Source organism: Chryseobacterium sp. SIMBA_029, from assembly GCF_046535275.1.
Lineage (GTDB): Bacteria > Bacteroidota > Bacteroidia > Flavobacteriales > Weeksellaceae > Chryseobacterium.
This window is the reverse complement of the sequence record NZ_JAWRXA010000441.1, coordinates 1-264: the sequence shown is the minus strand read 5'-3', so window position 1 is coordinate 264 and position 264 is coordinate 1. Positions and strand designations below refer to the sequence as shown.

Sequence of the window (264 nt, the reverse complement as noted above, 5' to 3'; positions counted from 1 at the left end):
GCCCACCTTTGGTTTGGAGATATGGTAACCATGAATTGGTTTAATGATGTCTGGATGAAAGAGGTTTTTGCCAATTTTATGGCAGATAAAAGTACCGGTGCATCTTCAGATAAAAGTGTTTATGATCTGAAGTTTTTAACAGGCCATTTTCCGGCGGCTTATTCGGTGGATCGTACCTTAGGGGCCAATCCTATCCGACAGGTTCTGGATAACCTTCAGAATGCAGGGATGATGTATGGGCCTATTATTTATGATAAGGCACCC

1 protein-coding gene is annotated in these 264 nt (G+C 42.4%); it reads left to right on the top strand.

Going from position 1 to position 264, the window contains the following annotated elements; all coding sequences use genetic code 11:
• On the top strand, positions 1–264 hold a 264-nt coding region (locus SB679_RS24760), incomplete at both ends, for a M1 family aminopeptidase (RefSeq protein WP_410704944.1).